Here is a 23,634-nt window from a genome sequence, read left to right on the forward strand (position 1 = left end):
AAAACCAACCTTAAAACCGGACATTTTTAAATAGCTGGCAGGTGGACATCTGAATCCGGGTATGACATTGATGTGTAGCAGCCATATCCTAATGTCGTGTTCGGGGGTGCAGCGGAATTCTTGGACTGGTTTATGTCGTCAGCCCGAGGCTCTCCCGGTATTCAATCGGACTGAGTGCGCCAAGCGAGATCTTGATCCGTTTCTCGTTGTACCAGCGAATGTACGAGTCAACCACCTCAATGAACTGGTCGGTGCTCACGGTCCGCCAGTCTCGAGAGTAAAACAGTTCCGTTTTCAGCCTTCCAAAGAAGCCTTCGCACGCCGCGTTGTCGGGCGAACAGCCCTTGCGCGACATTGAGCGAATCAGCTTGGCCTCACGTATCCGGGTAAGCCAGCCCGGCCAGCGATAATGCGCACCGCGATCTGAATGGACCACGGGCCGGCTGTTGCTGCTATCGATTGCTTCGATGGCAGCATCGAGCATCGTATTCACAAGCTCGGCGTCTGGCCGCGTACCGATCGACCAACTGATCACCAGTCCATCGGAACCTGTCCGCATTTTTGTGGGCGAGGCGGTTGAACAACAGGTTATCCACGCGCCTGCGTAAACCGTTCGCCGAACAGAATAGCAAACTGGTTCATCGCTGATTTCCAGTCGAAGGCGGCCCTCACGGTCTTGGCCAGTACGTTGCGCAGCGCCAGCCAGAGCAGCTTGATGGCCGCCTCGTCGTTCGGGAAGTGACCGCGCGTCTTGATGATCTTGCGCAATTGCATGTTCAAGCTCTCGATGGCGTTTGTCGTATAAACGACTCGCCGAATTTCCGGCGGGAACACGTAGAACGGCACGACGTGCTCCCACGCGCGTTGCCACGACTGCACGATCGTCGGGTACTTCGCGCCCCAAGGTCCGTCGGCGAAGTCTTGCAGCGCTTGCCTTGCTGCCTCTTCGCTGGCAGCCGCGTAGATCGGGCGCAGCGCCGTGGCGAGTACCTTGCGGTCCTTGTAGCTGGCGTATTCGAGGCTATTGCGGATCAGATGCACGATGCAGGTCTGAACGGTGGTCCGCGGATAGGCCGCGCTGATGGCTTCGGTTAGCCCCTTCAGGCCATCGACCACGGCGATCAGGATGTCCTGGCAGCCGCGCGTCTTGAGTTCATTGAACACCTTGAGCCAGAACTTGGCGCCCTCGGTCTGCTCGATCCAGAGGCCCAGCACATCGCGCTGGCCATCGGCTTGGATGCCCAAGGCCAGATAGACGGCCTTGTTGCTGACCACCCCGTCGTCGCGGATCTTGACCCGCAGCGCATCGAAGAACACGACCGGATACATCGCCTCGAGTGGGCGGCTCTGCCAGCTCAGCGCTTCGGCCATCACCTCGTCGGTGACCGAGCTGATGAAGTCGGGCGACACTTCGGTGCCGTATTGCTCGGCCAGAAACCCTTGAATCTCGCGCACGCTCATGCCACGCGCGTACATCGCAATGATGCGTTCGTCGAAGCCGGTGAAGCGGCGCTCGTGCTTGGGAATCAGGATCGGCTCGAAGCTGCCGTCACGGTCACGAGGGACTTCGACACGAACCGGGCCGCGATCCGTGATGACCGTCTTGCCGCTGGCGCCGTTGCGCTCGTTGGCTTGTCCGGCCGGCTTGGACTGGCCCGACGGGTAGCCCAGATGCAGATTCATCTCGGCGCCCATCGCCCGTTCGATGATCGCCTTGTTGAACGCCAGCATCAGATCCTGAACCTCGGTCGGCGTCATCGGCCCCTTGACCAACTGGTCCAGCAGTTCCTTGGGCAACTCAGGCAGCGGCCCGCGGGCCGCTGCCTGACGCGCTACGGTTTGCCTCTTCTTCTTCATCGGCATATCCATGACTTTTATACCTCATGATATGCCCCGCCCACGAAATGACGGATAGGTCCGTCCATCGAAGCAATCGATGACCGGCGACAGATAGACTTTACCGGCCGGAATCTGGAACTCTGTGATGTCTGTGAGCCATTTTTCATTCGGTGCTGCGGCGCGAAAGTCCCGGTTGATAAGGTTCTCTGGAGCCGGACCGATTTCTCCGGCGTAAGAGCCGTATCGACGTCGCCTCGCTGTGGCTGCGCTTAGCTGTTCCTGCTTCATCAAGCGCTGCACGACCTTCTCCGAGATGAAGACTTTCTGTCTGCCAAGTGCCGCGCGCACTCGGCGATATCCGTAGCAGCGGTGATTCAGTTCAAAGATATCTGCGATGGCAAGGCGTACACCGGCATACTTGTCGGCAGCTTGTATCCGTGCCCGGTGATAGAAGTAGGAGCTACGGGCGAGCCCCAGTTCAGCAAAGAGCTCCGGCAGCGTGTAAGTCTGTTTCAGGGCATCGACCAGCGCCGTCTTCTCCCGATTCGTCAGGAGTTGCGGGTTGACGCCCAGGCCTTTTTTTATTATTTCATTGGCCTTCTTCAGAATGTCGTGTTCGATCTGGAGCTTTCGAATGTCTCGTCGGAGTGATTCGATCTGCTGCTCCAGCGTCGCTTTCTCCGAGGTTTGCGGCGGATCGTTGCGGCGTGTCATGGCTGAAACGACCTCCTGATCGAGTAACCGATTTCTCCAGTTGTACAGTGTTGGCCGGCTCACGCCAATCTTTTTAGCAACTTCCTCTGCGCTTTCTCGTCGAGTGCATAGATCGATGACCGCTGTCCGTCTGAGCTCTGGTGTATACCGAACACCCGACGCCTTCCCGAGAACGCGCTTCTTTCGCTCTGGATGCAGCTCGTCGAGCCAGGCGACGAGCGTTCCGCGTCCCGGATACCCCAAACCCTTTGTCGTTGCTGCCAGACACTGGCCATGGGTCATATAGTGGTCTGTGGCCGCCTTTTTTTGTTCTGCCGAATAGCGCGGCCTCAGGCAGATACGTTCCTTCGGCAAGTCCAGACATCGCTCGTACATCTGATACCAGCGTTCGAGCGATTTCGTTGTGGGATAGCCTAGTTGACGAACGGTCGCGGTAAGGCGCTTTCCAAGCTTCAAGTAGAGCTTGACTGCTCGGATGCGTTCTTCGTATGAGTACATGGACTAGCTCCCAAATAGTCCAAGAATTCCGCCGCACCCCCTTCTGGCTATTTACAGATGTCGTGTTTTTGAGCTGGCAAGCTGCCTGCTTCTGCGGATATGCGGGAGCCGGCCATGAATCCAGCCGACCGACTCAAGGTGATCCTGGTGATCGTCGAGATGGGTTCGATGCCCGAACGTTCTCACGCGCCCAGGGAGTCGAGCGCGTTGGTCAATTCGTCGTGCAGCGCGGGCCAAAGTTCCACGAACACGCCGAGGCCCTCGTCGTGGACGACCTGTTCCAACCCGCCGCACAGCTCCGCGAGCACGCCATGTCCGACCGACAGGAAACCGCCGCTCAGCGCATGTAACTCGCGCACGACCGTCTGCGCATCCTGCCCGGCCAGCGCGCGGTCGATCGATTCGAGCGACGCGAGCGTCACCTGATGCATCGCGGCCATCACGGTTTTCGGCAATTGCGGATGATCGTTCGCGGCGCGCGTCTGCACGCGCGCATATCCGCCGCGGACATGCGCGCGGAACGCCCGCTCCAGCGCACGCAACGATACCGGCTTCGGCAGCAGCGCGCGAATCGCGGCGTCCGCACAGCGCTTTTCCTCTTGTGGCCCGGCGTGCGCCGTCATTGCGACGACGGCCAGTTGCGCATCGCGCTCATGTATCGCGGCCGCCAGCGTCCAGCCGTCCATATCGGGCAGGCCGAGATCGGTCAGCACGACGTCGAAGCCGCCGCGTGCAAGTGCAGCCAGCGCCTGCTCGCCGCTTTCGACGATCGTCGCGTCGACGCCCAGTTCGCGGAATTGATCGGCCAGCAGCAGCCTGCTAGCGGGGTGATCCTCGACGGCGAGTACGCGCAGCGGCATGGCGTTGCCTCCCGTCAGCGGGGCCGTGTCGAGCAAGTCATGCGCCGCGTCGGCTGCGGGCGCATCGGCCGCAATCGCCAGTGGAACGCGAACGCGAAACTCGCTGCCCTCGCCCGGCTTGCTGCGCACCTCGATCTCGCCGCCTAGCGCGTCGACGAGGCGCCGGCACAGCGCGAGACCGAGCCCCGTGCCGCCATACTCGCGATGGATCGATTCGTCGGCCTGCTGGTACAGCTCGAAGATCGTCGACTGCGCCGACTGCGAAATGCCGATGCCCGTGTCGACGACGCGTATCTCGACCGCGTCGCGCCCGGCCGCGTACAGCGCCACGCTGCCGCACTCCGTGAACTTGATCGCGTTACCAAGCAGGTTCCCGACGATCTGGCGGATCCGGATCGGATCGCCGACGCGGAACGGCGCCATGTCCGGCGCGATGTCGCATTTCAGGTCCAGCCCTTTCGCGATGGCGAGCGGCCGGAACGACTGCGCGACTTCGCGCAGCAATGCCGCACAGTCGAACGGCACCGCGTCGATCCGCAATTGCCCGGCCTCGACCTTCGACAGGTCGAGCACGTCGTTGAGGATATGCAGCAGCGCAGACGACGACGAACCGACGATCTCCAGCCGCCTGCGCTGCATATCAGCGAGCGGCCCGCGCTTCATCAGCTCGAGATTGCCCATCACGGCGTTGAGTGGCGTGCGGATTTCGTGGCTCATCGTCGCGAGGAACACCGACTTCGCGCGGTTCGCCTGATCCGCCGCATGCCGGGCCGCGACAAGGGACTGCTCGGCCTGCTTGCGCGCGGTGATGTCGTTGACGGTCGCGAGCAGCGCATCCGCGCCGCGATATCGGACGCGCGCGATGTTGACGAGCAGATGCATGTCTTCCGCGCCGTCGCCCGCCTCCGCGAGCGCAATCTCGTGGCCAACGATCGCCCGTCGCCGCGCCGGGGCGTGCGGATCGGGCGATTGTGCGAACGTCCGCCAGATTCGCAGCGACAGCGGCTCGCCCGCCGCGCCGGTCTCGTAGCGCGCCATTGCTTCGTTTCGCAGCAACACCGTGCCGTGCGCTTCGCCGATCAGTGCAAGACCGATCGGCGCCGTGCGGATCAGCGTGCGGTTGAGCTGCTCGCTTTCCTTCAGACGCGAAGCGCTACGGTAGGACGGCGCGAGAATGCGCCGGTTGACCAGCACGATCCCGCACCACAGGAATGCCAAACCGAATAGCGCGACGCCGGCAATCTCGAACAGGCGAGCCGCGACGCCGCGCATCACGGTCCGCATCGAATAGACGTAGACCAGCGTCCAGTCCGTACCCGGAATCGCATCGCGGATCACGAAGCGCCCGTCGCGAAACTGTTGCTCGATACCGCTTACGCGATCGCCGCCCAGTACGTGCGCGAGCGTCGTCACATCGGCTCGCGGTGCCGCGGACAGCAGGATGTTCCCGGCGCGATCGACGACTGCGAACGCGCCGCCGCGCGATTCGTCGCCCAGTTCGTCCAGAAGGCGCTCGGGACGTATCGTCTGGACGAACAGCACGATCGGTCGGTCACGGCTGTCGAACGCCCAGGATGCGATACGCAGCCTCCGTTCCCCCGTGACGATACCGGCGCGCGGCGGCAGCCAGATCACGCCTTCCGGCGCACGCTCGGGGTAAGTCGCCGCGTCGCGCACCATCGTCGCAACGTCGGGCCACGCCTGCGACAGCAGCGACGGCAGCCGTGCTGCCTGCGCCGGCGGCAGCGCCGAGCGGGACGTGACGTGCAACGACAGCGTGACGAAGCGGCCATCGGCGCCGATCATGTAGACCGCGTTCGTCAGCGGCTCCGTCTTCTTGACCCACCTGCCGCCCTGGAACACCCGCTCGCTCATCGCGAGCAGCGGCCCGTATTCGCTCGCCGGATGCGCGGCATCGACGATGGCCTTCAGCGCGAAGGACCGGTTCAGCTCGTACAAGTCGTGTGTCAGCAATCCCCCCGCGCGACGAACGCCCGCTCGAGCTGCGGCGTCGGGCGCGCGTGCTCGTTCCACCCGCCTTGCGCCGTCGCCACCTGTTGCTTCAGCAGCGCGCTGTTTTCTGACATGCGGACCAGCAGTTGCGACTTCACAGTGAGGAAGTGCGCCCGCAACGCGGCCTGATAGTCGCCGAACTCGCCACGCGCCACCGCACCCGCGCATGCCAGCATGAAGATGCCTAGCACCACGCCGCCGCCGGACAGCAGCCGGCGCTGATACGCGCGCATCCAGTCCGGATCGAATTGCCTGCGGCTTGCAGGACGTTTCGGGCGGTGCAGCCATCCGCGGAGCCTGCGCATGCCAGCGCGGCTCAGTCGGTCGACCGGAGGTCGCCGCTTTCCGACGGTTCAAGCGCGCCCTCGTACTTGATCAGGTCCGCGTCGCGCGTGATGCCGAGCTTGCGCATCGCGGCCAGTTTCTGAGCGCTGATGGTCTTCTTGCTTCGATGCAGTCTGTCGGCGATTTCTGTCACCTTGTAGCCTTCGCGGAACAGCCGGACGATTTCGGATTCGCGTTTCGACAGGGTGCTGCCGCCGCCGGCATCGGCCGTTTCAAGGAGCGACGCGATCGTCGGTGACAGATAATGGCCGTTCGAGTACGCGGCATGCACTGCGGCAACCATGTGCGACATCGCGTCGGATTTGCTCGCGATGCAGTGCACGCCGAGCTGCTGCAGCGCGCGAAAGACCGCGGGGGAATTGAGCATCGTCACCGTCACGATCCGCAATTTCGGGAAGCGCCGCGTCAGGAACGCGACCAGCGCCTGGCCATCGCCGTATTGCCCGGGCGGCATCACGTAGTCGAGCACAAGCACGTCGCACGGTGTCGTATCCAGTCGGTCAACCAGTGCGGCCGTGTCCGACACGACCGCGACGACTTCGATCGTCGGCATACCGCTCAAACCCTGCGCAACGCCGTGACCCGTCACCGGATGGTCATCGGCGACGACCACTCGAACCGAGAATTCGTCCATCGTGCACCCGCGCTCAGAAATATGGCGCGCACTAGCGCCATGTTGTGCTTATTCGATACTCATTTCGCCCGGATTATATCTCGATAAGTTGGCTTGACCTGGACTTGCCGGTCATCTCGGTCGCGATCGCGCAGCAGCATTCGAAACGCAATCTCTCAAATGCGAGCGGCGCGACTTGCGCCGGGGCGGGACCAGGCAGCTTCATGGCCCTCCCGGCGCAGAAATGTTACTGGTAGTCCAGCAGCACGGTCATCGCGCCGTTCACCGTGCCGGGCTCGATCGTCGCGTCGGTCTTGATGTAGGACGCCTGCATCGGAATCGCATACGAACCGCCCGTCGCCGTGTCGTAGGCGTCCACCTTGATCGAGGTGCCGAACGTTGCAGGCACGCCCTTATCGTCCGCGATCCGGATCTTCACGCCGCTCGCGGTCGAATCGGCTGCAAGCGGCAGCACGCCGGGCGAGCCCGCGATCACACCACCGATGGGATCGAGCGTATAGCCGATCTGGTTGTATCCCTTCGGACAATTGTTGACCTTGATCTGGAAGCTGTGCGCACCAACCGTCGAACCGACACCGCCAAACTCGAACAGCGACGCATTAGGCAACTTCACGCTCTGCGCCGGCACCGAGCACGTGCCGTCGATCGTCTTGATTTCTCCTTGCACATACACTGCTAGGAACCAGGCCGGTCGGATGTCATCGTTGCCAATACCGAAAGTGTGTGAACACTGTCCATAGACACGGAGTGGGCCAGTACCCATTGCTCTGTTATCGCGGATCAATTGCACCTCGAGCGGCTGACTGGTCTCGACCTCGCCAACTCCTTCGAGTCCGCTCGCGTATGCTTTCCCATTGACCAACACGCGGGTCGACACCCCCGACACGATGGTTGTGACCAGCGGCCCGGGGGCAAGGCCGCAGCCATTCGGATAGTTTTTCAGCTGCCGAATCACGCACTTCGACTCGCCACACGCCTCCTTCGGCGTAATGTAATGACGCGCAAGCACAGTGCCTTCAGGCGAGGATTTCGGAACGTTCATTGTTTTGTTGAATGCGAATACCACGCCGCCGGCGGCCACCGATGCGGATGGCGAGGCACCCACTGCAATTGCCGCCACACACAGCAATGCGGCCTTCGTGCGCAAGCATCGGGCGCGCTCGCGGTGAATCATGATGATCGTCACTTTTTTCCTTCCGTAATTCGCCGCAAGACAGCGGCATTGCGATGGCGCAAATCAAAGCAGTCAACGCCTTCCTTCCAGATTTCGGATACCTTGATATTCATCTTGGCGCTTCGCACGTGGCTTCAATCCGCCGGATCGCGCGCTTCGTGTCTCCGCCGGCTACTGGCAGGACATACTTGATCGAGCACAATGCCTCGTGCTCGTCGCTCCAACGCACGCTCAACGCGCCGCTCTCGTCGAGCCCGCGCGCGAAGATCCGGCTGCCCTGCCCAACAACGCCGATTTCCTTACCTCTTTCGTCGAGCACCGCAGCACCGAACGGAATTGCGGAACCGTCCGCACGACGCGCGTCGATCACCGCCGACTTTCCCGACACCGTCGGGAATGCCAGCAACGGCACTGCACCGGCGCGCGGCGCGATCTGCTGCGTCGTCATCTTTATTTCCACGTCCGTTGACAAGCCTTCCGGGTCTATCTCGACTGCGTTCATCGAGTACGGCGTCAGGTACGGCACGACTGCATAGCCGCGCCAGTCGACCCGCGCGCCCGGCGAATTGAGCACGCGCGCACCCGCCGCATCCGGCGCCTTCACGATCGCGAACGTTTCCGACAGCGGCTGCGCGAGCGTCACTCCGCCGGGATGCGCAACCATCCCGCCGCGGATGCCGAGCGAACCCTGCTCATAGCCGGTGCCTGCACCCGCTGTCGCCGACACTTCGCCGTATGCCGCGCGATAGACGATCGTGCCACTGCCGTCGTTGCTCGCGCTGCCGCCGCCGGACGACCGGTTCCCCGTCGCGCTGTACGACAGTCGATCGTCGCTTAGCGCCGAGCCGGACAGCGTCGCGAGCGCCTGCATCTGACCGTTCGTGTTGCGCGAGAAGCTGGTTGTCGCCATCGTCGACGACGTCTTGCCGAGCGGGATCGTCGCGCTCACGTAGTACTGCGTTTCGTTGTTACCCATGCTGCTTTGCTGGCGCAGCACGGACACGCCGTAGCTGACTCCTCGGAACGTGTTCGAATAGGACGCGGAATAGCTGACGTCCGAACCGCCGCGGTTCCAGTAATTCATCGCGGACACGGTGAGCGCCAGCCGGCCGCCGCGGTCGCCGAGCGACTGGTTGACCGACAGCGATGCACGGCTGCGCTGCCGTGCGACCGCATCGACCGAGCCCTGGTTCTCGACGCGCTCGCGCACGAGCATCGCGTCGTTCAACCCGAAATAGCCGCTCGTCGAGTAGCGATAGGCGGCAATCGTCACGTCGGTCTGCGTTTGCGTGATCGATTTCGAATAGCTGACGCGCGCGCTCGTGCCGGTGAAGCGCTTGACACCCGGTACCGCGGTGCTCGCCTGCGTGACGTCCATCCCGATCGCTCCATACGGCGTGTTGAACGCGCTGCCTAGCATCGCCGACAGGTAGCCTTGCGCGATGGTTACCCCGCCGTATCCGGTGATCAAGTTCGTGATGCCCTGCTGCCACGTGCCTTGCATGAACAGCGGATTGCGGTCGCTCTGCATATTGCGCACCGTCCCCGCGACGAAGCTGTAGCGGTGGACGCCCGGCCGCAACGACATCGGCACCGCTGCATATGGCACGCTGAACTGGTGTACGGAGCCGTTGGCTTCCGTCACCGTCACCTTCAGATCGCCGCCGTAGCCGGTCGAATAAAGATCGTCGATCTCGAACGCGCCGGGCGCGACCGTCGTCTCGTAGATTGTCACGCCGTTCTGGCGGATCGACACTTTCGCGTTGCTGTTCGCGACACCGCGCACAACCGGCGCATAGCCGCGCATCGATTCCGGTAGCATCCGATCGTCCGACGCGAGCTGCATGCCGCGGAACTGTGTTGAATCGAACAGCTCGCCCGTCGTGTACGACTCGCCGACGGTCAACTGCGCCTTCAGCGCCGCGAGGTCACGGCGCGCATAGGTCGCAATGTTCTGATACTTGCCGCCACTCGCCGTCGCCCAGTTGTATGACCCTTCGTGCCGGAAATGCCACCTGCCCAGGTTCACGCCTGCCGTCAAGCCGACGTAACCCTGCGTGATCGTCGGGCCGCCGGAACCGCGGCGCGTATAGAGGTTCGCGTTGTAGTTCAACATCCCCGCCGTCACGCCCGCGTCCCAGCGGTCGGGGCCGACGTACCCGCGCGGACTTCGGCGTAGAGCGGTCTGCGGAATGCTCAGGCGAAGCCGCTGCTCGTCGAAAACAAAGGTGGCCGTCGCGTCCGGGATCGCGTCCGGCAGCTCCATGCACGCGCGTTCGTCACGCAATTGTGCGAGCGTGCCCGCGGGCAATCGTTCGACATCGACGCCAACATCCTGCAGCAACGCCTCGTCGAAACACGGTTGCGCATCGGTCGAACGCGCGGAAGCGCGAAACTTGATCCGGGCGCTCGTGACGAGGTTGTCGTTGACGTAGACGTCGACGCCATACATGCCCGGCAGGACCGCGTTGCCCTTTTCGAAGCGCGACAGATCGCCCACGCTGCGTCCGTTGCCTGTCAGGAAGCCGCTGTCGAACTGGACGCTCGCCACCTGTGTCGCCGCCGCTTGCGCGTCGACATCGGCGGTCGACGAAACCGGCGCAGCATCGGCGGATACTTGCCAGCCAGCAATCGTAGACAGTACCATCGAGTAGAGCAGGTTCAGGGGTGGCGCAGAACGCAAGCCGCCGCCGCTTTGAAGAAGCCAATTCATATTTACCCCGGATTTGATTCGGATCACGAAATACAAGGCACATTCGTCGAGAATGTATGTAGCGCGAGCGCGCGCAGATCCGAACAGAAATCAGAATGTGCGGACCTCGCACACGCCCCCGGCTCATTGGAGCCGGCAGGCACGTGTCCGGCATCAGTCGTTCGGCTTGTCGCCGATAGTGTTTTTCTTGGGCGACTTGATCGCACCCCAGTCGTCGATGACGCTGTATTCGACCACGGCGCGCGAAGGGGGGCACTCAGACCCGGAACGGGAAACACGGCGGAATCCCGCGCCCGGACGAAACCTGGCTGCAGCGTGTACTTGCGTCCCTCTGCGTCGAGCTCGATAGCGCCGAGGTTGACGACATACGGACCGGAATTCGTCGCCTTGAGCTCGACGCCGCGCCCGCCCTGCTGCGAGACGACCTGCCAGCGCAACTGGTCGGCCGCCGCGGCGGCACTGCCCGGCAATCCTGCAGGGCGATACATCACCTTGATACGTGTACGAAACGCGAGCTGAATCCGATTCGCCTCGTCGTTGCCATCCGCTTTCGGCGGCACCTCCAGGACGTTGAGCCAGAACAGCGACTCACGGTCCGCCGGCAACGGCTCGCCCGTGTACAGCATCCGCAACGACTGCCCCTTGCCCGGGTCGAGGCGGAACATTGACGGCGTCAGCACGAACGGCACAGCGATCTGTTCCGGCGACTGTTTCTCGTTGCCGGTGTCGATCCACGCCTGAACGAGCGCCGGCGAATTGCCATCGTTCAGCAGGCGGACTGTCACTTCGCGACTCTCGCCGGGAAAAATGACGCGCGTGCCGGTAATGACGACGCTTGCATGTGCGTGGTGGGCCCACAGGGACACGCACAGGGCGAGTGCGGCCAGGGATTTCGGCATCCTCCAGTTCATAGTTCAACTCGTTAGGTAGATCGTAATCAAGCGCCGCCTCCGGGGAGAGTGCACCTGAAAAATGGGGCGAGGTGGAAACGGGAAACCACCCGGCGTGATGCGGAGCGATTTCCCTGTGGGCGCTACTTATTGGTAGTCGAGCGAGTATTGGATGCGCGAGTTCGCGGAACCGGCCGTCGACTTCCCGGTTGCGTAGTATTCGGCGAAGTAGTTCAGCGTTGCACCACCGTCCTTCAGCGCGACGACCTGCGAGTTCTGCTGCGAACCGGCAACGCCCGCCTTGATCGCTTGTTGCGCGTCGTTCAGCAGGTTGATCTGGACGTTCGACGCCACCGTGTCTTCCGCGCCGGCGGACACGAGGTTCAGGCGGCCGCTGGCCGAATCGACCGTATCGCCGGCTTCGAACACAGTCGCCACCTTCGTCGAATCACCCGTGCAGCCGCTCAACTGAATCGAGAACGGTGTACGGCCCGCCACGTCGCCGGCGTTCGAAAGAGCGCTCGCTGACACGCTCGGCAGCTTGACCGTCATGTCCTTCGCGCCGGTCGCACCACCGCCCGCGCCGATCGTGCAGGTCGTCGCGAGCACCGTGCCGTTGAACGAGATTTGCCCGTCAGCGGCCATTGCAGGCGCTGCTGCAGCGACAAAAGCCAGAATTGCCGCACCCCGCGCGACACGGCCGATATTAATTTTCTTGTTCATGATTTTTAATCTAATGATCCAGACTGATGATAAAAATTATATTTTCCGAGCAACACATCAATTCGATACGCGAATCGATATCGCCCGACCATATGAAACAATTAAATCTACGATCTAGCGATATGACCTCCAAGAATTTGCAAACGAATGACCACTTGCAAAACGGGCGAGCGTCGCTCCCTCGAGTCCGGTATCACTGAAACTCGAAACGACTCGCACTCGCCTCGTCGATCAGATCGAGACAGGTCGCGCAGCGGATCAGCTCAACGTCGCTCGTCACGCCCAGCTTCTTCATTGCGTTGACCTTCTGCGCGCTGATCGTCTGCCTGCCTTTCTTCAAACGCTCGGCGATCTGACTGACCGACAGACCGGACAGATAAAGCCGGATCACCTCGATCTCGCGCGGAGATAGCTTCGATGCACGCTTGTTTCCGCCGTCGTTGACCGTTTCGAGCGAGCGCTTGATCAACGGCGACAGGTATTTCCCCCCGCCGTAGCACGCATGTATCGCGGTGACGATATGGCCGATGTCGTCGAATTTGCTGACAACGCTCGCCACGTTCCGCTCGAGAATCGAACGGATGATGACCGGATTCTCGTACGTGACCATTGCGACGATCCCAATCTCCGGATAGGTGCGCCGCAGATAGCCGAGCAGTGCCAGCCCTTCCATCTGCCCATTGCCGCGCATCGCGTAATCGACGAGCGCGACGTCGCAACGAATTTTCGACATCGATGCTATCAATTCATTTGTGCTTCTACATATTCCTACTAGATCGATCGCACTGGTACTGCCTGCGATATATTCCATTCCCGCGAGCGACAACGGCCTGTCATTCGCGAACACGGTCTTCACGCTGAATTTTCCCATTTGCAATTCGCGTTGGTCTTGAAAATGTTTTTATTCGCTACAAATTCCGAAACCCGGCATATCAAGCCCGAGGTCTCCGAGCGATATTTCTTGATCGGTATATTAATAATTGCTTACAGGGATGGATATGGGACCAATGCTCGATCTAGGACTCGGACCATAAGACTCGTCCTATATTTGACAGAATTTGACGGTCGGATGGATCGCATGTAGTAGCTTTCTAGAAATGTCGTGTTTTGACCTCGGTATGCTTGCCGGTTCCTTGCGGGACCACGGAGCCGGCCATGTATCCAGGTGCACTGGTGACACTGAACATGTTAGAACTCGACCGTCTGAAGGTAATCCAGGCTGTGGTGGACATGGGACTCAATCCCGGACGCGCGGCCGAACGACTGGGCGTGACCGTGCGTCAGGTCCAGCGCCGCGAGTCTGGCGCCGCCGGACTGGCTTCGCGCAAACGTGGGCGTCCCGGTAATCGGCGGCTGGATGAGGATCTGGCTCGACGGGCGCTGATGATCATCCGTGACCGCTATGTCGATTTCGGGCCGACGCTGGTCTGCGAGAAGCTGTGGGAGTGCCACGGCATTCGCCTCGCCAAGGAGACAGTGCGCAGGCTGATGACGGACGCCGGCTTGTGGGTGCCGCGCCGGCAGCGACCGCCGAAGGTCTACCAGCCGCGCGCGCGGCGCGCGTGTCTGGGCGAACTGGTGCAGATCGACGGCAGTGAGCATCCGCGGTTCGAGGACCGGGCGCCGCAGTGCACGCTGCTGGTGTACGTAGACGATGCGATGCGACGAGCCGGCTGATGCACTTGCACTTCACGACGACCGAGTCGACGTTCAGCTACTTCGAGGCGGCGCGCGCGTATATCGAGCGCCACGGCAAGCCAGTCGCGTTGTACAGCGACAAGGCCAGCGTGTTTCGCAGTGTCAAGGCGCATGAAACCGGCCGCAGTGTGACACGCTTCGGCCGGGCGATGTACGAACTGAACATCGACACGTTCTGCGCGAACAGCAGCCCGGCCAAGGGGCGCGTCGAGCGCGCGCATCTGACCTTGCAGGACCGGCTGGTGAAGGAACTGCGGCTGCGTGGGATCAGCACGGTGGCCGCCGCGAACGCGTATGCGCCCTCCTTCATGGCGGCCTATAACGCGCGCTTCGCGAAGCCGCCGCGCAGCGACTTCAATGCGCCCGGCCGCTGCGGGACGACGAGGATCTCGACACGCTGCTGACCTGGCGGGAGACGCGCCGCGTGACGAAGTCACTGACGGTGCAATACGACCGGGTCATGTACCTGCTGGACGACACGCCGGAGAATCGGAAGCTGATTCATCGCTACATCGAGGTGTGGGAGTACCCGGATGGGTGCATCGAGATTAGACCCGAGGGCCGCGTGTTGCCATGCCGGCAATACGACCGGCTAACCGAAATCGATCAAGGTGCGATCGTCGAACACAAACGCCTGAGTCATGTGCTGCAGGTGGCACAGGTGCTGCAGGAACAGCGCGACAACCGACGTGCGTCAGGATCACCGTCGCGTACCAATCAGGGTGTCGCGGTCCGCAAACCCGAACGCCTGCACGGCACGAAGAAGCCGCGCGAATTTACGCAGGCCGATGTGGATCGCGTGATCGTGGAACTGGCGCAACGCAGGCAAACCTCAAAGCCACCTCGCAAACCGGGTCGTTGGTCTGCAAAGGACAGCGGATCCGACGCAAGCGCCCTGCCCGTTCAGACGCCTTCCTTCGACACTGCGTAACGAATGAACCAGGACAAACAGGCAGCAAAACCAACCCTAAAACCAACCTCAAAACCGGACATTTCTATTTAGCTGGCGCCACGACATCTTGAAATGGCTACGACATTAGATGTAGGTCCCAAGGTCAGATGTCCGCTTTTGGCTACATAGAAATGTCCGCTTTCGCGCCGCGTAAGCTGTCCGGCCGCCGGTCCGGTCGGCAAGCGCTTGCAGCCGGTTCATGTCGTTGAGTTGGAAGTCGAATCAGGCGCGGCCCGCGGGCGGCCCCGATTCCCGATACGTGGCCGCGGCAGCCCGGGTGCGAGCGCGCAGCGCATCGATCTCGTCGAGCAAATCGAGCGCGAGCGCGATGCCGGGCGGGTTGATCATCAGGTCCCGGGACAGGCGCTGCGCGATCGCGACACGGCGCAGCACCGACCCGCTGAAACGCCACTCTCGCGGACAGGCGCCGATCGGATCGAGCGCGCCCTCGGCGACCCACAGCGTCACTTCCTCCTCGGACGCGCCGCTTATCCGGCACAGCTCGATGAACGTCAATTCGACGCACTCGTCGATGACCTGTCCTTGCAGATAAGCGGTTTCGGATTCTTTCATGATGCATCACCCGTAAAAGTGCGCGCGCGGGTCGAAATCGAACGACTGGCGCATGGTGTCGTAGGCTGCCTTGCTCCGCTCGCTGTTGGCGGGCGGCAGCACGATATTCAGCTTCACGTACAGGTTGCCGGGCGGATCGCCGGGGATACCCTTGCCTTTCAGTCGCAGCCGTCTTCCGGATGGAGAATTCCCGGGCACGGTCACCGCGACCTCGCCGTCGGGCGTCGGCGTCGTGACCGTTGCGCCGAGTGCCGCTTCCCACGGCGCGACCGGGAGATCGACCGTCACATCCCGGTCGTCCACCTGAAACCGCGGATGGTCGCGAAACACGATCTCGAGATACAGGTCGCCGGGCGCACCGCCGCCATGCCCTGCACCACCCTGTCCCGCCAACCGGATGAACTGTCCGGCCCGGATGCCCTTCGGGATGGCGACATTCAGCGTCCGCGGTTGCAGTCGTACGTGACCCTGTGGGTCGACGACCGGCACGCTCAGCGAAATGACACGCTGCGCGCCGCGATACGCGTCTTCCAGATCGACGACGAGCTTCGCGTGGTGATCGCGCCCGGTGTTGAGCGGTCGATCCGGCCTGGTCCGCCCGGCGGCGAAGATTGACGCCAGATAGTCGTCGAAGTCGGGCGGCGCACCGGCTCCGCTGAATTCGAACCCTTCGTCCCAGTTCGGCTCCGGGCGAAATGCCTCGCCGCCATGCCATCCGGCGCCGAGTCTGTCGTAGGCAGCCCGCTTCTCGGGGTCCTTCAACACCTCGTAGGCCTGCCCGACTTCCTTGAAATGCATTTCGGCATCCTGATGCTTGCTGACGTCGGGGTGATATTTGCGCGCGAGCTTGCGATACGCCCGCTTGATGTCGTCCTGCGTCGCGTCGCGCGCCAGGCCCAGCACTTCGTAATAGTCTTTGTATTCCATGAGAAAGATCTGGCGGTAAGAGCGATGGACCGGTCGGCGCATGCGTCGCTGCAGCCTGGCCGAGGCGGCGCTCCGTGCCGCGAATTCCGGCATGGCGCGGCACGGCGGTGCGAACGTGTCGTCCACGCGCGTTTACGCACCCTCCTTCGCAGCGTATTCAGCGATCCTGCAACGGGGATTGATCCATCTCAACGCGCCCGCCGATGTCGCGACGGACCCGCGGCGCGCATGAACGAAGCTTCCAGGGCGGATTCGCCATCGCGGCGCATGAGCCGGGCGTCTGCGCGTGCAACCGGCCGGGCCGGATCGCGCCTGCCGACCCCTCATCCACTCGCATGAACCCGATCCGCCCCCCCGCGTCATCTGCCGTCCCGAGCGGCACCGGCCATGCTTGACCCATGTCAACAGGCCGCCGGCCAGCGTGGTCGACGATGTGACGAAACCGAACGGGGGACCTACTTTGGAGCACCATGCGGACATCCTGAACGGCGGACACTGGCACCCGCGCGCGTCCGACTGGCGCGACCCGCTTGCCGTCCTGCTGGTGCTTGGCCTGGTGGTGCTCGTCGGCGCCGGCGCGCGGCAAATGGTCGGCCCTCTCGTGATCGCGCAGCACGCGAGCGTCACGCTCGCGCCCGACGCATTGCCGGGATACACGCTGCGCACGGTGACGCGCATGCTGGCCGCGCTGTTCGCCTCGCTGTGTTTCACCTTCACCTACGCGACGCTCGCCGCGAAGAGCCGCCGCGCCGAAATGGTGCTGATTCCGCTGCTCGACGTCCTGCAATCGGTGCCGATTCTCGGTTACCTGTCGTTTACGGTGGTGTTTTTTGTGTCGCTGTTCCCCGGCAATCTGCTCGGCGCCGAACTGGCGGCGATTTTCGCGATCTTCACGAGTCAGGCATGGAACATGGCTTTCAGTTTCTACCAGTCGCTGCGGATGGTGCCGCACGATCTGGACGAAGCGAGCCGCAGCCTGCGGCTGTCGGCATGGCAACGATTCTGGCGGCTCGAAGTGCCGTTCGCGATGCCTGGCCTGATCTGGAACACGATGATGTCGATGTCGGGCGGATGGTTCTTCGTGGTTGCCTCCGAAGCGATTTCGGTCGGCAACCTGCAGATCGCGCTGCCGGGTGTCGGTTCGTATGTCGCGCGAGCGATCGAGCAGCGCGATCTCCGCGCGGTCGGCTATGCGATTTTCGCGATGACCGTCGCCATCGTGCTCTACGACCAGTTGCTGTTTCGGCCGATGGTCGCCTGGGCCGACAAGTTCCGCTTCGAGCAGACGGCCAGCCGAAGCGCGCCGCACAGCTGGGTGCTCGATCTGCTGCGGCGCTCCAGCCTGATTCGACAGGCAAGCGCGCCGCTCGGCTCGATCCTGCAGCGGGCCGCGCATGCGCGCCTCGCGTTGCCGCGGCATGCGCTCTCGCCGCGTCTGCCCTTGTCCCGGCGCGCGGGCGACGCGATCTGGCTGGCCTCGTGCGCCGCCGGCCTCGCTTGGCTGGTCTCTGTCTTGCTGCGCGTTGCCGTGCCGCGCCTGGTGTGGAGCGATGTCGCCGTCGTCGCGCACGACGGCCTGCTGACCTTGGCGCGGGTCGTCGTGCTGATCGCGATCGCGTCGATCATCTGGGTGCCGCTCGGGGTGCTGATCGGACTGCGGCCAAGGATGACGGAGCGCGTGCAGCCGATTGCGCAGTTTCTCGCGGCATTTCCCGCCAATCTGCTGTTTCCGGTGGCGGTGTTCCTGATCGTGCGCTTCGGCCTCGCGCCGAAGATCTGGCTGAGCCCGCTCATGATCCTGGGCACGCAGTGGTACATCCTGTTCAACGTGATCGCGGGCACGACCGCGCTGCCGAACGATCTGCGGGAAGCCGCCGCGAGCTTGCGCCTGCGGCCGCATGCGTGGTGGTGCAAGGTGGTGCTCCCCGGCATTTTTCCGTATTACGTCACGGGTGCGATCACGGCATCGGGTGGCGCGTGGAACGCCAGCATTGTGTCCGAAGCGGTCAGCTGGGGGCCGACTGCGCTCGACGGAGGCGGGCTCGGCGCCTATATCGCACACATGACCGTTGCGGGCGACTACCTGCGCATCGCGCTCGGCATCACGATGATGTCGATCCTGGTGATTGCCACCAACCGCCTGCTGTGGCGTCCGCTCTATGTGTATGCGGAACGCCGCGCCCGACTGGATTGAGTCCGCCCATGTCCGAGCTTACGCCTGCTTCCATCCAGCCCGACGCCGCGCCGGCAATTCGCGAAGCGCCGCCCGTGATCGAACTGCACGATATCTGCATGTCGTTCGCCAAACCCTCGGGCGCACCGCTGCCGGTACTGGCCGGCGTCGACCTGACGCTGCGCGAAGGCGAGATTCTTGGCTTGCTGGGGCGGTCGGGGTCCGGTAAATCCACGCTGCTGCGCATCGCGGGCGGCCTCATCAAGCCCTCGTCCGGCCAGGTCCGTTATCGCGGCGCGCCGCTCGCGGGCCCCGCGGAAGGGATCGGGGTCGTGTTCCAGACGTTCGCGCTCTACCCGTGGCTGACCGTGCTGGACAACGTCGAGTTGGGACTGGACGCGAGCGGCTTGCCGCGCGACGTCGTTCGCCGGCGCGCGTTGTCGGTCATCGAGCTGATCGGTCTCGACGGCTTCGAGTCCGCGTTTCCACGCGAACTCTCGGGCGGCATGCGGCAACGCGTCGGGTTTGCGCGCGCGCTGGTCGGCGAACCGGCGCTGCTGTTGATGGACGAGCCGTTCTCGGCGCTCGACGTGCTGACCGCCGACACGCTGCGCCTGGATTTCCTGGATCTCTGGGCCGCGCGGCAGTTGCCGACCAAGGCGGTATTGCTCGTCACGCACAACATCGAGGAAGCGGTCCAGATGTGCGACCGCGTGCTCGTGTTGGGCGCGCATCCCGGCCAGATCGTCGCCGAACTCGGGATTCCGCTGCCGCATCCGCGCCAGCGTCTCGACAGCCGGTTCCAGGCGCTCGCTAACGAAATCTATGCCATCCTGACCGCGCGGCTCGTCGAATCGCTCGATGCGCAGCGCAAGGGACTGCCCGATTTCACGCGACGGCTTCCGGTGGTGTCGAGCCACCGCGTCGACGGCTTCATCGAGACACTCGCCGCCGGCTCGACCAACGGCTACACCGAACTGTCGAAGCTCGCCGGGCCGCTGCTCAAGGTGAACGAACTGCTGCCCGCGGCCGCCGCGCTGCATCTCCTGGCGTTCGCGGAACTGCACGACGGAGCGATACGGCTGACCGCCGCCGGCCGGATCTATGCGCAGGGACATGCGGCCGACCGCAAGCGGCTGTTGCGCGAGCATCTCGAGCATTTCGTCCCACTTGCCGGCCACATCCGGGCAATCCTCGACGAGCGAGACGGGCACCGGGCGCCGCGCGAGCGTTTCGAACTCGAACTGGAAGATCACCTGAACCGGCAGGACGCCGCGGATACGCTGCGAACCGTCATCGACTGGGGCCGCGCGTCGGGACTCTACACCTACGACGACGCGACCCGCATGTTCGGTGCCGGCGATGACTAGGCGCGAAACCCGCCGGAACCGCACCGGCGCGCCCGTCCGTGGACTCGCGCGGATACGTCGGAGAGCCCGGACCGGGGCGGCAGCCGCATCCGGCAGCCGGACGCCCGCCGTTCGCGATTCGTTGTCGGATCCCAGGGAAATCATGTCGCTTGCCGTGCTCCCCCGCCGTTTGGGCCCGGTGCGAAAGCGGAACCAGTTGCGGGCCGCCCGCCGTCACGCGCGGCGGATCGACATGGCGCTGCGGCGCGCGTCCACCTACCCGCACCCCGCCGGCCGGATCGAACGAATCGAGACGCATCTGTCGGTGGTCTACCTGGCCGGACGTTTCGCCTACAAGCGGCTCAAGCCGCTCGACCTGGGCTTCGCCGACTTCAGATCCCTCGCCGCGCGGCGGCGCAGCTGCGCCGCCGAGCTGGTCCTGAATCGGCCGCTGGCGCGCGAGCTCTATCTGGCCGTCATGCCGCTCGAACGCACGCGGCGCGGCTGCCGGCTTGCCGGCGGCGATACGCGTGCGGTGGCGGCCATCGACTATCTGGTGAAGATGCGCCGTTTCGACCAGGCCGCGCTGTTTTCCCGCCTGCTTGCGGCGGGAGCGCTCACGAACGCTGATATCGACCGTGCCGCGGCCCGGCTCGCGAGCTTTCATGCGCGCGCCAGCAATGACGTGCCGTCCGCCGCGTTCGGCAGTGCGGCCTTGCTGCACGCGCAACTCGACGCCGTGCTCGCGCCGCTCGCGGTCGGGCCCATGGCCCTGCCGGCCGCGCTGCGGGACAGCTATCGACACGGCTGCACGGCACTCGCCCGTCATCTCGACGCGCGCCGCGCGGACGGCTTCGTGCGCGCCTGCCATGGCGACCTGCACCTCGGCAATCTGGTCCGCCGGGGCACCGACGTGTTGATGTTCGACTGCATCGAATTCAGCGACGCGCTCCGCTGGATCGACGTCGTCAACGACCTGGCCTTCCTGGTGATGGATCTGTGTGCGCACGGCCGCGCCGATCTCGCCCGTCGCCTGCTCAATCGCTGGCTGGAGGCGACCGGCGATTTCGCCGGCCTCGCGGCGCTGCCGCTGTACGTCGGCTATCGCGCGCTGGTGCGCGCGCAGGTGGCCGTGCTGCGCGCCGGTTCGGGCGGCCCGCGACTCACGTCGGCGCAAAACGACGACCTGCGCGCGGCCGGACGTTACATTGCGCTCGCCGCGCGCGTCGCAGACCGGCCGCCGCCGTATCTGCTGCTATGCCACGGCGTGTCCGGTTCCGGCAAATCCGTCGCAAGCCGCGCACTCGCCGATCTGATCGGCGCGGTCCGCGTGTCGAGCGACAGCGAGCGCAAACGCACGCATCCGCTCGCCCCCGTCGCGCGCGGCGCATTGTCCGACAGCGCCTATGCGGCGCGCGCCATCGACGCTCAATACGATCGGCTGCGCGAGATCGCGGAGACCACGCTGCGGGCCGGCTACCCGACGATCGTCGACGCCACCTTCCTGGCCCACGCCCGCCGTGCGCGCTTCGTCGCGCTTGCCGGGGCGCTTGGCGTACCCGTGTTCATCCTCGATTTACGCGCCGGCCGGACCTGCATGGCCGAACGCGTCAAGCGGCGCTGGCTGGCCGGAAACGACACGTCCGATGCCGGGCCCGCGGTGCTGGACGCGCAGTGGCGCGACGCCGAGCCGTTGACGCCGGACGAAGCGGCGATCTCGATTCCCTTCGACACGGAGGTGCCGATCGACCGGTTCCTGTCGCCGGGATACTGGCGGCCGCTACTGGCCGCGTTGCACGCGGAGCGGGTGCGCGCCGCCGCGGACGCGACGAAGCATCCGCGCGTCGGATCGTTTCCGGGGACGGCGCCGGCAAGACGGCTACCGAGATCGCTCAGGCCCCATGCGTGAGCACGAAGACCGTTGGCATCCCCCTGCGGCCGTTCTCCAACCCCTGGCTGACTTTCCATCCCTGCCGATTCCAGCCCGGCCGCGGGCCAGTTCGAGAGGAGCCGGTCGGCGAGCGCGTTCCGGCGTTTGACCTGCATCAATCGCCGGCTCGGAGCCACGCATAAACTGAGTCGGACTACTTGCCGGACACCGCGCGATGACTGCCGTTCCAATGCCACGCTGAGACCGGGCGGCCGCGCGCGCCGGGGCGACACTGCTGCCCGTTGTCCTCCGAGGACGCGCATACGCTGATTCGCCGGGTCATGAGCCAGTAAAAATCGCGACCGCCGGTGACGGCGACCGCCCTCCTTCGTCGATTCGGAGCCCATCGTGCGGATCACGCTGCATCTCGATACTTTTGCCTGCGACACACCTTCGGCCTATGCCATTCTCTGGATCGACACGGCCACGCGCCGCTGGTCGCGCGAAGGTCATGCAGGGATGGACCTGCCCGCGTGGGGGACACTCGTCCACGAAGGCAGCGCCACCCTGATGACGGGGCCCGACAACGCGGGCACCCTGTGCTGGCTCGACGATTTCGATCTCGATGCACCGTCCGGGCTGTTCGAAGGCCAGGCCGGATGCGTGCGCTGGCTGCGCGACGCCGGGCAGGCGCCGGTACCTGGCGAGTGGCACGTGCAGTGGGTCGACGAGACGGCGGAGATGCCGGAACACGAGGTATTCACGGGCGACGAAGAAAGCTAGCCGGACCTGGGCTGCCGACCGCGCCGGTTCCATCGCGGCGGATCGACACACGCGTGGCGAACCGTTGTGAACCGCCGCGGGCCGGTGCATCGGGCCATGACGAATCGCTCCCGATGCGCGGGACGTATCAGCGAGGGTTCTCGTGTATTTCAGTGGCCGCGGCCGTGCCGAGCTGCCGCTCGGCAAGGTCGAAGGCCCGCTCCAGCGCGTCCATGGGGTCCGCGCCCGCCATGTGCGGAACGGGACGTAATTCCCCGTTGCGCGTGATCAGATCGAGCCGTACGTCATACCTCGGCTGGCGAGTCGACGCACCCATGGCCTCGATCGCGAGATGGCAGCCGGCCAGTTGCTTGCTGAACTGCTCGAGGCGCATCAGCTGGATGCTCGCTTCCGCCTCCAACTGAGTCGACCCGGCGAAGCCGAAGTAGGCGATTTGCATCCAGATTCCCATGTTCAGCTCCTGTTGATTGCGCCGATTGATGGCGAGAGCCGGTTCATCAGTGTGGTGCGCTCGCAATACTCGATTTCGTACTCGTACGTCCATCTTCCATGGTGGCGGCACGGCCTCGTTGATGTGCGTCAATCGACGGACACCGCCGCACGCTGCCCGACAACCGGCGCCGGTCGCGCGACGAACCGGCGGCTCGCGTCGACCGTGGTCAAGCAACGGATCGCACGCTTTCACCGTGAAACCGGACAGGCTGGAGTGCCGCAGGAGCCGCGACGAAGAAACCCGCACCGATCGCTGCGTCGCAATCGCCTCGGTCCGGCGGCATCAGGCGGGGCCGGGGCGCTCAAGCGCACGCCGGCCCGCTGGGTGCGCGGGGCGGACAACCGAATCTTCGGCGACACGCAGGGATGGACCTGAACGAACGTCGGGTCGGCTTCGACCGGGGCCGCGCACCG

The 23,634-nt window shown here is 64.0% G+C and carries 17 protein-coding genes and 3 pseudogenes; 6 read left to right on the forward strand and 14 right to left on the reverse strand.

Annotation, left to right across the window (positions count from 1 at the left end; all coding sequences use genetic code 11):
- Positions 1 to 130: 130 nt before the first annotated feature.
- The 11 genes and pseudogenes from DM992_RS12170 to DM992_RS12215 all read right to left on the reverse strand — a co-directional run.
- Positions 131 to 544: pseudogene (locus DM992_RS12170) on the reverse strand (IS3 family transposase); the annotation flags it as partial.
- Positions 545 to 588: 44 nt separating this feature from the next.
- Positions 589 to 1,857, reverse strand: a complete 1,269-nt coding sequence (locus tag DM992_RS12175) for an IS256-like element ISBcen18 family transposase (protein ID WP_081938342.1) — start codon at positions 1,855 to 1,857, stop codon at positions 589 to 591.
- A 63-nt stretch (positions 1,858 to 1,920) separates the two neighbouring features.
- Positions 1,921 to 3,051 (reverse strand): annotated as a pseudogene (locus DM992_RS12180) (IS3 family transposase); the annotation flags it as partial.
- A 182-nt stretch (positions 3,052 to 3,233) separates the two neighbouring features.
- Positions 3,234 to 5,885 (reverse strand): ATP-binding protein, encoded by a 2,652-nt coding sequence (locus DM992_RS12185; RefSeq protein WP_239511272.1) that lies wholly within the window; start codon positions 5,883 to 5,885, stop codon positions 3,234 to 3,236.
- The gene (locus tag DM992_RS42685) at positions 5,879 to 6,157 is read right to left on the reverse strand and encodes a hypothetical protein (RefSeq protein WP_239511273.1); all 279 of its coding nucleotides are present in this window, start codon (positions 6,155 to 6,157) and stop codon (positions 5,879 to 5,881) included. Before DM992_RS42685 ends, DM992_RS12185 begins: the two co-directional genes overlap by 7 nt.
- Positions 6,158 to 6,240: 83 nt before the next feature.
- Complete coding sequence (locus tag DM992_RS12190) at positions 6,241 to 6,903, reverse strand: LuxR C-terminal-related transcriptional regulator (RefSeq protein ID WP_105393592.1); 663 nt, start codon at positions 6,901 to 6,903, stop codon at positions 6,241 to 6,243.
- Between the two features lie 226 nt (positions 6,904 to 7,129).
- Positions 7,130 to 8,089 carry a fimbrial protein gene (locus DM992_RS12195; protein WP_204356079.1) on the reverse strand — a complete coding sequence of 320 codons (960 nt, stop codon included), beginning with the start codon at positions 8,087 to 8,089 and terminating at the stop codon, positions 7,130 to 7,132.
- Positions 8,090 to 8,186: 97 nt separating this feature from the next.
- Positions 8,187 to 10,724: a fimbria/pilus outer membrane usher protein gene (locus DM992_RS12200; protein ID WP_239511274.1), complete on the reverse strand. Its 2,538-nt coding sequence runs from the start codon at positions 10,722 to 10,724 to the stop codon at positions 8,187 to 8,189.
- Positions 10,725 to 10,813: 89 nt separating this feature from the next.
- Positions 10,814 to 11,689, reverse strand: a complete 876-nt coding sequence (locus DM992_RS12205; protein ID WP_343212382.1) for a fimbria/pilus periplasmic chaperone — start codon at positions 11,687 to 11,689, stop codon at positions 10,814 to 10,816.
- A 138-nt stretch (positions 11,690 to 11,827) separates the two neighbouring features.
- The gene (locus tag DM992_RS12210; RefSeq protein WP_239511275.1) at positions 11,828 to 12,325 is read right to left on the reverse strand and encodes a fimbrial protein; all 498 of its coding nucleotides are present in this window, start codon (positions 12,323 to 12,325) and stop codon (positions 11,828 to 11,830) included.
- A gap of 271 nt (positions 12,326 to 12,596) precedes the next feature.
- A complete protein-coding gene (locus DM992_RS12215) occupies positions 12,597 to 13,274 on the reverse strand; it encodes a response regulator transcription factor (protein ID WP_111016992.1) in 678 nt (225 codons plus the stop codon).
- A 284-nt stretch (positions 13,275 to 13,558) separates the two neighbouring features.
- On the opposite strand from DM992_RS12215, the pseudogene DM992_RS12220 reads away from it, so the two are divergent.
- Positions 13,559 to 15,032: pseudogene (locus tag DM992_RS12220) on the forward strand (ISNCY family transposase).
- A 243-nt stretch (positions 15,033 to 15,275) separates the two neighbouring features.
- On the opposite strand, the gene DM992_RS12225 reads toward DM992_RS12220, so the two are convergent.
- Both DM992_RS12225 and DM992_RS12230 read right to left on the reverse strand, forming a co-directional pair.
- A complete protein-coding gene (locus DM992_RS12225; protein WP_111016993.1) occupies positions 15,276 to 15,626 on the reverse strand; it encodes a chaperone modulator CbpM in 351 nt (116 codons plus the stop codon).
- Between the two features lie 6 nt (positions 15,627 to 15,632).
- On the reverse strand, positions 15,633 to 16,553 hold the full coding sequence (locus DM992_RS12230) for a DnaJ C-terminal domain-containing protein (protein WP_111016994.1): 921 nt from the start codon (positions 16,551 to 16,553) through the stop codon (positions 15,633 to 15,635).
- Positions 16,554 to 17,013: 460 nt separating this feature from the next.
- Between DM992_RS12230 and DM992_RS12240 the strand changes: the two genes are divergently transcribed.
- The 4 genes from DM992_RS12240 (at position 17,014) to DM992_RS12255 (ending at position 22,728) form a co-directional block, all read left to right on the forward strand.
- Positions 17,014 to 18,747, forward strand: a complete 1,734-nt coding sequence (locus DM992_RS12240) for an ABC transporter permease subunit (protein ID WP_111016996.1) — start codon at positions 17,014 to 17,016, stop codon at positions 18,745 to 18,747.
- A 98-nt stretch (positions 18,748 to 18,845) separates the two neighbouring features.
- Positions 18,846 to 20,096, forward strand: coding sequence for a nitrate/sulfonate/bicarbonate ABC transporter ATP-binding protein (locus DM992_RS12245; protein WP_239511332.1), 1,251 nt, complete (start codon positions 18,846 to 18,848; stop codon positions 20,094 to 20,096).
- 142 nt (positions 20,097 to 20,238) lie between these two features.
- Entirely contained in the window at positions 20,239 to 21,984 is a 1,746-nt protein-coding gene (locus tag DM992_RS12250; protein WP_239511276.1) for a bifunctional aminoglycoside phosphotransferase/ATP-binding protein, read from the forward strand.
- A 369-nt stretch (positions 21,985 to 22,353) separates the two neighbouring features.
- On the forward strand, positions 22,354 to 22,728 hold the full coding sequence (locus tag DM992_RS12255; protein WP_111016998.1) for a DUF3564 family protein: 375 nt from the start codon (positions 22,354 to 22,356) through the stop codon (positions 22,726 to 22,728).
- Between the two features lie 127 nt (positions 22,729 to 22,855).
- Here DM992_RS12255 and DM992_RS12260 read toward each other — a convergent pair whose 3' ends face one another.
- A complete protein-coding gene (locus tag DM992_RS12260) occupies positions 22,856 to 23,167 on the reverse strand; it encodes a hypothetical protein (RefSeq protein WP_162631674.1) in 312 nt (103 codons plus the stop codon).
- Between DM992_RS12260 and DM992_RS41640 the strand changes: the two genes are divergently transcribed.
- Entirely contained in the window at positions 23,162 to 23,596 is a 435-nt protein-coding gene (locus tag DM992_RS41640) for a hypothetical protein (RefSeq protein WP_162631640.1), read from the forward strand. The genes DM992_RS12260 and DM992_RS41640 overlap by 6 nt on opposite strands.
- The last annotated feature ends 38 nt before the right edge of the window (positions 23,597 to 23,634 follow it).

The organism is Burkholderia sp. JP2-270 (assembly GCF_003233675.1).
GTDB classification, from domain to species: Bacteria; Pseudomonadota; Gammaproteobacteria; order Burkholderiales; family Burkholderiaceae; genus Burkholderia; species Burkholderia pyrrocinia_C.

Excerpts from the sequence above, each read along its gene's own strand:
- DM992_RS12205 (WP_343212382.1), bottom strand. The coding sequence starts at position 11,689 with ATGCCGAAATCCCTGGCCGCACTCGCCCTGTGCGTGTCCCTGTGGGCC.
- DM992_RS12175 (WP_081938342.1), bottom strand. The coding sequence starts at position 1,857 with ATGAAGAAGAAGAGGCAAACCGTAGCGCGTCAGGCAGCGGCCCGCGGG.
- DM992_RS12225 (WP_111016993.1), bottom strand. The coding sequence starts at position 15,626 with ATGAAAGAATCCGAAACCGCTTATCTGCAAGGACAGGTCATCGACGAG.
- DM992_RS12260 (WP_162631674.1), bottom strand. The coding sequence starts at position 23,167 with ATGCAAATCGCCTACTTCGGCTTCGCCGGGTCGACTCAGTTGGAGGCG.
- DM992_RS12215 (WP_111016992.1), bottom strand. The coding sequence starts at position 13,274 with ATGGGAAAATTCAGCGTGAAGACCGTGTTCGCGAATGACAGGCCGTTG.
- DM992_RS12210 (WP_239511275.1), bottom strand. The coding sequence starts at position 12,325 with ATGGCCGCTGACGGGCAAATCTCGTTCAACGGCACGGTGCTCGCGACG.
- DM992_RS12200 (WP_239511274.1), bottom strand. The coding sequence starts at position 10,724 with ATGGTACTGTCTACGATTGCTGGCTGGCAAGTATCCGCCGATGCTGCG.
- DM992_RS12190 (WP_105393592.1), bottom strand. The coding sequence starts at position 6,903 with ATGGACGAATTCTCGGTTCGAGTGGTCGTCGCCGATGACCATCCGGTG.
- DM992_RS12250 (WP_239511276.1), top strand. The coding sequence starts at position 20,239 with ATGTCGCTTGCCGTGCTCCCCCGCCGTTTGGGCCCGGTGCGAAAGCGG.
- DM992_RS12245 (WP_239511332.1), top strand. The coding sequence starts at position 18,846 with ATGTCGTTCGCCAAACCCTCGGGCGCACCGCTGCCGGTACTGGCCGGC.
- DM992_RS42685 (WP_239511273.1), bottom strand. The coding sequence starts at position 6,157 with ATGCGCGCGTATCAGCGCCGGCTGCTGTCCGGCGGCGGCGTGGTGCTA.
- DM992_RS12230 (WP_111016994.1), bottom strand. The coding sequence starts at position 16,553 with ATGGAATACAAAGACTATTACGAAGTGCTGGGCCTGGCGCGCGACGCG.